Source organism: Streptococcus sp. SP8, assembly GCF_030440045.1.
Taxonomy (GTDB): domain Bacteria; phylum Bacillota; class Bacilli; order Lactobacillales; family Streptococcaceae; genus Streptococcus; species Streptococcus parasanguinis_I.
The window spans coordinates 42,192-50,019 of sequence record NZ_JAQFJL010000017.1 but is presented as its reverse complement, the minus strand read 5'-3'; the positions used below and the strand labels follow the sequence as shown (position 1 = coordinate 50,019).

At 43.4% G+C, this 7,828-nt stretch carries 3 protein-coding genes; all 3 read right to left on the bottom strand.

What is annotated here, in order from left to right:
- Positions 1-156: 156 nt before the first annotated feature.
- Entirely contained in the window at positions 157-1,356 is a 1,200-nt protein-coding gene (gene pgk, locus PCY11_RS09610) for a phosphoglycerate kinase (RefSeq protein WP_070845725.1), read from the bottom strand.
- A 202-nt stretch (positions 1,357-1,558) separates the two neighbouring features.
- The gene (locus tag PCY11_RS09605; RefSeq protein WP_070466641.1) at positions 1,559-6,352 is read right to left on the bottom strand and encodes a bacterial Ig-like domain-containing protein; all 4,794 of its coding nucleotides are present in this window, start codon (positions 6,350-6,352) and stop codon (positions 1,559-1,561) included.
- 234 nt (positions 6,353-6,586) lie between these two features.
- Positions 6,587-7,597 carry a type I glyceraldehyde-3-phosphate dehydrogenase gene (gene gap, locus PCY11_RS09600; RefSeq protein ID WP_070466643.1) on the bottom strand — a complete coding sequence of 337 codons (1,011 nt, stop codon included), beginning with the start codon at positions 7,595-7,597 and terminating at the stop codon, positions 6,587-6,589.
- Positions 7,598-7,828: the final 231 nt, after the last annotated feature.

Below are 7,828 nucleotides of genomic sequence, written 5' to 3'. Positions count from 1 at the left end.
CGATTTCGTCGTCCCACCTCCGCACAGTTGAGTAGGGCTGTAAAAGCTGATGAAATCAGCGTAGTAGAGCCCACTCAACCACTGCGTCTTGCTCGACAATCCAAAAATAATTGAGAGGCTAGGACTTGTGTCCCAGCCTCTTTCATTCTATTTAGATTATTTGTCTGTAAGAGCAGCCAATCCTGGAAGTTCTTTACCTTCAAGGAGTTCCATAGAAGCACCACCACCAGTAGAGATCCATGAGAATTTGTCTGCACGGCCAAGGTTGATCGCAGCAGCAGCTGAGTCACCACCACCGATGATTGATTTAACGCCTGGTTGTTTCACGATAGCGTCCATCACACCGATTGTACCAGCTTGGAAGTCAGGGTTTTCAAATACACCCATAGGTCCGTTCCATACAACTGTTTTCGCACCAGTCAATTCTTGGTCGAATTTAGCGATTGATTTAGGACCGATATCAAGACCAAGGAATCCTGGATCTACTGTTTCACCTTCAGTGTCTTTCACTTCAGTGTAGTCAGCAAATGCGTTTGCTTCTTTTGAGTCAACTGGCAAGATCAATTTGCCGTTTGATTTTTCAAGAAGAGCTTTCGCAACATCCAATTTGTCTTCTTCTACAAGTGAGTTACCGATTTCGATACCTTGTGCTTTGTAGAATGTGTAAGTCATCCCACCACCGATAAGGACTTTATCAGCTTTTTCAAGCAAGTTTTCGATAACACCGATCTTGTCAGATACTTTAGATCCACCAAGGATAGCTACGAATGGACGTTCTGGAGCTTCAACTGCTTCTTTGATATAAGCAATTTCGTTTTCAAGAAGGAATCCAGCAACAGCTTTATCAACGTTTGCAGAGATACCAACGTTAGATGCGTGTGCACGGTGAGCAGTACCGAATGCATCGTTTACGAAGATACCATCTCCAAGTGATGCCCAGTATTTACCAAGTTCAGGATCGTTTTTAGATTCTTTCTTGCCGTCAACATCTTCGAAACGAGTGTTTTCAACCAAGAGAACTTGTCCATCTTCAAGAGCGTTAACAGCTGCTTCCAATTCAGCACCACGTGTAACACCTGGGATAAATTTCACTTCTTGACCCAATTTAGCAGCCAAGTCAGCAGCTACAGGAGCAAGTGATTTACCTTCTTTATCTGCTTCTTCTTTTACACGTCCAAGGTGAGAGAAGAGGATTGCACGTCCACCTTGTTCAAGGATGTACTTGATAGTTGGAAGAGCTGCAGTGATACGGTTATCGTTAGTGATCACGCCGTCTTTTACAGGAACGTTGAAGTCAACACGAACGAGAACTTTTTTCCCTTTCAAGTCAACGTCTTTAACAGTCAATTTTGCCATTAGATATGACTCCTTCTTTTTTTAATACATGATAATTATATCACAAAAGCTGTAAAAGAGGTAGAAAAATCCAATGCTTTTCCCCTCTAATTCACAGGATCCGAACGACACTTCTAAATACAAGATCAAACCTCTCTGGTTTTCACCAGAGAGGTTTTTTGAGAGTGACTTTTTAAGTGAACGAAAGAATCCTGTAAAAGACTTACTCTTCTTTCTTCTTACCAGCCAAGAGGAAGCCGCCTAAGGCCGCTAAGAGAACAGCTTCAGCTGCAAAGGAAGCTTCTAGGCTTGCCGTATTTGGCAAGTGTTCCGATTGACTTTCTTTGCTTGCATCTTTTGTTTCTTGCTGAACCGTTGGCTGTGAGTTCGCTCCTTGGTGGGCACTTAACAACTGATGGATCTCTTGATCGACCATATCCTTGTGTTCTTCCTCCTGATGACCCGCTTGAGTAGAAGTCGTTGGGGCCAACTGATCCACTTGAGAAGACTCTGTAGGCTTCAATGGATTAGCTGGATCCGGAGTTACTGGGGCAGCTGGTTGGACTGGTTGATTTGGTTGAGCTGGTTGAACAGGCTGATCAGGTTTAGCCGGTTCCTCTGGTTGGATCGGTTGATCTGGTCCTTCCGTTTGTGCTGGTTTATAGACAATCGCATAGTGAGTAAAGTGAGGAGCTGTAAAGATGACTACATCTCCTACTCTCTCAAAGGCCAAGGATTGAGGAGCTTGACCTTCTGGGAAGAAGAGAACTTGCTCCACTTCTTTATCCTTATCCACAGGGATTTTCACAAAGGATGGATGGTGGGTATCAATATCTTGACCGCTGGCATCCACGCCTTCAATATCAAAGACGATTCCTTCTCGACCCTTCAGCTCTTCTTTTTCTGCCTGATTGGCTTCAACTTTTGCGACTTTCAGTCCTTTGACAACGGTTGGCTCTAAGTTGGAGAATTGAACTTCGACTCCAGTTGCAGGGTCTACAAAGACCGCTGGCTTATCTTCTTTCAGGAGCGCAATCAAGGTCTCTAGACCTGTCTTAGCTGTTTCAAGCGCTTCAGGAGTGAGCTCTGAAGAAGCTAGGAGCTCTTTATTTTTCTCAACCAGTGCCTGCAAAGCTTCACCAGAAGGGTGATTTGGCTTGCTTGCTAATAGAGCAGTCGCTTCTGTTGTCAGAGCAGAGAGAGCTTCTTTTTCTTTTGTTAGATTGGCTTGACCATCCAAGGCTTTCAAGAGAGCGGTCAATTGGTTCAACTGCTCATTGACTTGATCTTGTGTGCTGGTATCATGCTCTTTCAAGACTTTTTCAGAAGCAGCCATTCCAGCCAGCAAGGCTTCTTTGACTTCAGGAGTCGCAAAAGTAAAGTCTACTTTGGCTTTTGCAGCTTCAGCTTCAGCCAATTTTTGCTTGAGGTATTCATCGTTGAGAGCTGGTTTTGGATTGACGAGGACATCAAAGCTTGTGCTAGCTCCTTTGTAATGGACAGTGATGGTTTGACGACCTTCCTTGGTCGTATCAAAGCCAGTCACTTCCACACCTTCATCTGTCAAGGCATGCGTTTCGGTCGTTTCATCTTCAAAGACGACTGTAAAGCGTCCACCTTCTTTTTCCAATGATTCTCCGACAATATATTCCACTTTTGGTTTGTCGGTCAATTCTAGACCAGCAACTGCTTTTTCACCTGCTTCTTCTGCACTGACCACAAAAACAGTGAGGGTCTTATCCAATTTCTGACCAAGGTAAGAGACTTCTAGGTGTTGTTCTCCCAGCTTGCTACTGTCAAATCCATGAATCTCTACACCTGAGTTGGTGAGGTTGACCAGTTGATCTGCTTGGCCATCTTTATAATGAACGCGGAGAGTCGCCCCTTTCAAGGAAAGGGCATCGCCTTCCCGGTAGACCTTCTTGGTCAAGCCATCTTCAAATTGAAGTCCCGCAATTTCTTTATCATTTTTTGGAACTTCAATTGCTAGAACATTACTGATATCTTTGCCAGGTTCTTGCGCACGATAGTAGAGAAGAGATGGGGTTGATTCAAAAGCCAGTGGTTTAAAGATCAGATTTCCAGCTTGATCGGCTGTCATGGTCGCAATTGGATTAGTAGCTTCTTTATCGGCATAAAGAGTCAGAGTAGTATTAGCTGGAACATCTTTGAAGCCGACTTGGACAAAATGATTACCCAGATTTTGCGCTGCAGCATGTTTCATCGGGATGTTGACCGTTTCCGTATCCAGACTTTCATACATCTTCCAGTTGTAAATCCGGATGGCTTGCCATGGAGTTCCGTTATCTGCCGTAATGACATGGAGACGCCAGTCTTGAGCCTTGATCGGATGATCAAGTGTAATGTCAGATACATGGGCTTTATTGCCACGAACTTCCTTGGCTAATTTCCACTCACCGGCTTCGTCCTTGTAGTAAAGGTCGAAGTCACGGGTGTTCATCTTGCCATCGTCGACAGATTCCCCACCAGCACCGGCATGGTCCATGACCCAACGAACAATGGTCCGAGGTTGTGTCAAGCGGATATCGACGGTTCCACTCAATTGAGCAGAAGACCATTTATCTGAAAGACTGGTAATGGTCCCATTTAACATGCCTTCAATGCCTTCACTACCATCCGCATCTGGGAAGCTCGAACCGATCACTTTGGCTCCAATGACTACGTTTGGCGCTAAAGCTTTTGGTAGACTGGTATCTGACACGGTCATGCCCCAATCAAAGGCTACAGTTCCCGCATCTGAACGTTGACCGTTCTTCCCAACTGCCACAACCTTGAGTTCCTGAGTGGTTCCTTCAGCACTTGCTGAACGGCTAACTTTTGGTAGATAGACGGTTGTCGCAGAAGACCCTGTTAAGAGACGCCAGTTATCGCCATCTTTTTCATAGACTTCATAATAATCCGCATCTGCTACCCCTTTAAAATTGAGGACTGCTTCTGCTTCTTGCGCATTTTGTAGGCGTTTTGCTCGAACGGATACTTCTGCTGGAGTCGCTGGTTTCTCTTGGTTTGACGTAATCGACAATTGGCCGAGATTAAATTTGTAGTCTTTAACATCCGTATCATGGTCAAAGAACATCTTCACAGCATAAATGGTCTTGCCAGCCAAACTTCCCAAATCAAAGGTTTGAGTAGACCAATCCGCACTCGGTGTCAATTCTTTCCATTCGTATTCAGAGTAGTCTTCTTTGGTGGCAACAGCTACCCAGGCAGCTGCTCCGATCCCACCTTTATGACTGACGCTCAATTTTGTCGTTTCTGTCACAGGAATCTTGGTCGAATAGAGCATGACATTTTGACTGCTATTGGCTTTTAAATCTCCTTCAAAGGCTAGAGAATTTCCTCCATTGTAGGCTTGATCAAAATCATAGCGACCTTTCAATGGTGTACTATCTTCACTATGCTCTACCCACCAACGCCATGTTGGAAGGTAGCCAGAAACAGAACGGTAGTTCCACTCCCCTTCTTTAGAAATCTTGCCATCCACAAACCAGTGTTTTCCGTGACCAGTATTGAAGGAAGTATTGAAATCTTCACTTGTAATAGGAGTTTTGTCCACTACTAGATTGGACATACCGTACCAAGATTGGTCTGCTGGTTTTCCTTTAGTCGGATCTCCTTGGAAACCTGTCCAGAATAGATCTTCATGGGTATGGTAACCTTCTCCCGTCTTTCCTAGCCCTGTAATGGTGTCAGGTGCATAAAGACCAAGAGATAGACGCAGCTTGCCATGTTCATCTAAAATGGCATTCCAGTCTACATTAGTTTTATAAGAGCCTCCTTTTTGGAGCTCGAGTCCAGCTAGAACATCATAAGGATTCCGATGAATCCATTTAGCTGTGCTGATGGAATAATCCACTTCTGATTTGCCCCAGTTAAAGTTGGCAAAGAAGGTATCAACTGGATTTTCCCCATTTTCTGGCTGCATGAAATTGTAGTTGTATTCTCCCAGCGCATTCTCATGGTAACGCCCATATTCATAGGTCATAGCATCATACCAAGAATACTTAATCGGATAGTTCAGACTCTTCGCATATTCCTTGGTATAAAGAAGAAAATCTCTCAATTTTGGACCCAATGGTTCTACAAGATTTCCGGTTGTTTCTTGGTTGATAAAGTAACCATCAAAGCCATAGTACTTGGCAAGTTCGACTAATTTACGCGCGATCGGGAAGGTCTTAGACCCCTCACTATCTTCTTTCAAAGTTTCTGCAAAATGTTCTTGATCCTTGATGCTGCTAGACCAGTTATAAAAGATTGTTCCATAAATAGGAACCCCATTTCGGTGGGCAGCATCGATCACATCTGCTGATGGAACCAGCCCTTCCCAAAAGACCATGGAATCCAAATATTGCCAGTAATCAAAAGCATAGGCCTTAGATTCTTCCCCACCGACAGACGCATGATCCTTGGCTTTGGAGTTCATGTTTGACAGTGCTTGGATCTTCGCTTCAGGGTTGGCTTGTTCATTAATTTGTTTCCCTTGAAAACGACTCGCAAGTGGGACGCTTGCTCTGTTCATATCGTCATCCACTCGTTTTCCTGGTTCCCACTTCAAGAGATCGTCCCAAGTATCGAACTTAACTTCTTTGGGTCTTAATTGTTTTTCTTCATTGGTTGGTAAATCAGCCACTTTTTCTGCAGCAGCTTTCGGTTTTTCAGTCTCTGAAACAGCTGGATGATCTGCAGTCGTCGAGCTAGCTTCTGTACTTGTAGGACTAGACTCTGGAGTGACCACTTCTGCTGTAGCTGGTTTTACAGGATCAGCTGTAGGAAGCGCTGCATCTGCAGTATAGACGCCAGCTTCTCTCACCAAATGATTGACATCATCGGTCGTTGCTGAAGAGCTTTCCAAGGGTTGTTCACTAGTAGAAACCGTCTCATCTGCAGAGACAGCGCCTGTTCCTAAAAATGCTAACCCAATCAATGCGGAGCAAACTCCCACACTGAATTTTCGTATACTAAATCGTTCTTTCTTTTCAAATAGATGACCTTTCATCTTGACCTCCTTGTATGGTTTTTTTCTTTTTCTTGAGCGATTTCCATTGTCTCCTTTCTCCACGACCTGTAATCGCTTTCATTTCGTTGTATTAGAAATCTCCAATCAAGAATAGGATACCCTAATCTATTTAGCACTGTCAATCTATTTTATCAATTCCTATAATATGATGAGAAAGCCCTAAAAAAAGTACAAAAAAAGAGGAGGTTTCCCTCCTCTCATCATACGCATGAATTATTTAGCAATTTTTGCGAAGTATTCAAGAGTACGAACAAGTTGTGCAGTGTAAGACATTTCGTTGTCATACCATGAAACAACTTTAACCAATTGTTTACCGTCAACGTCAATAACTTTAGTTTGAGTTGCGTCAAACAATGATCCGTAAGACATACCTACAACGTCTGAAGAAACGATTGGATCTTCAGTGTAACCGTATGATTCGTTTGAAGCTGCTTTCATAGCTGCGTTCACTTCATCAACAGTAACGTTCTTTTCAAGAACAACTACCAATTCAGTAACTGATCCAGTTGGAACAGGAACACGTTGTGCAGCTCCGTCCAATTTACCGTTCAATTCAGGGATAACCAAACCGATTGCTTTAGCAGCACCAGTTGAGTTAGGAACGATGTTAGCAGCACCAGCGCGTGCACGACGAAGGTCACCTTTACGGTGTGGACCGTCAAGGATCATTTGGTCACCAGTGTAAGCGTGGATAGTAGTCATCAATCCTTCAACAACACCGAAGTTATCTTGAAGAGCTTTAGCCATTGGAGCCAAGCAGTTTGTAGTACATGAAGCACCTGAGATAACTGTTTCAGTACCATCAAGAATATCGTGGTTAGTGTTAAATACGACTGTTTTAACATCTGATCCACCAGGAGCAGTGATAACAACTTTCTTAGCACCACCAGCATGCAAGTGTTTTTCAGCTGCAGCTTTAGTAGCAAAGAAACCAGTTGCTTCAAGAACGATTTCTACACCGTCGTTAGCCCAGTCGATTTGTTCTGGATCGCGTTCAGCAGAAACTTTAACGAATTTACCGTTAACTTCGAATCCACCTTCTTTAACTTCCACAGTACCGTCGAAACGACCTTGAGTTGTATCGTATTTCAACAAGTGTGCAAGCATAACTGGATCTGTAAGGTCGTTGATGCGTGTAACTTCAACACCTTCTACGTTTTGGATACGACGGAAAGCAAGACGTCCGATACGACCGAAACCGTTAATACCAACTTTAACTACCATTCGTGATTTCCTCCTTATGAAAATCAAAAAATTTTTTTGTGAAAAGAGTAACTTGACACAGCGCCAAACATCTTTTAACAGTCTCTATTATATACTTTATTGCATTAAAAAGCAACTATTTCCCAACGAAAAGCAAGATTTATCATAGATCAGTGCCTCTTTTATTAAAGTTTTTCACAAAGTCTTGATTGCTAGGAGGAGCACTTTTTTACTTGTATTCACTTTTGGAAC

What these genes read in the sequence shown, in the direction of transcription:
- pgk (WP_070845725.1), bottom strand. Translation starts at nt 1,356, where the DNA reads ATGGCAAAATTGACTGTTAAAGACGTTGACTTGAAAGGGAAAAAAGTT.
- PCY11_RS09605 (WP_070466641.1), bottom strand. Translation starts at nt 6,352, where the DNA reads ATGAAAGGTCATCTATTTGAAAAGAAAGAACGATTTAGTATACGAAAA.
- gap (WP_070466643.1), bottom strand. Translation starts at nt 7,597, where the DNA reads ATGGTAGTTAAAGTTGGTATTAACGGTTTCGGTCGTATCGGACGTCTT.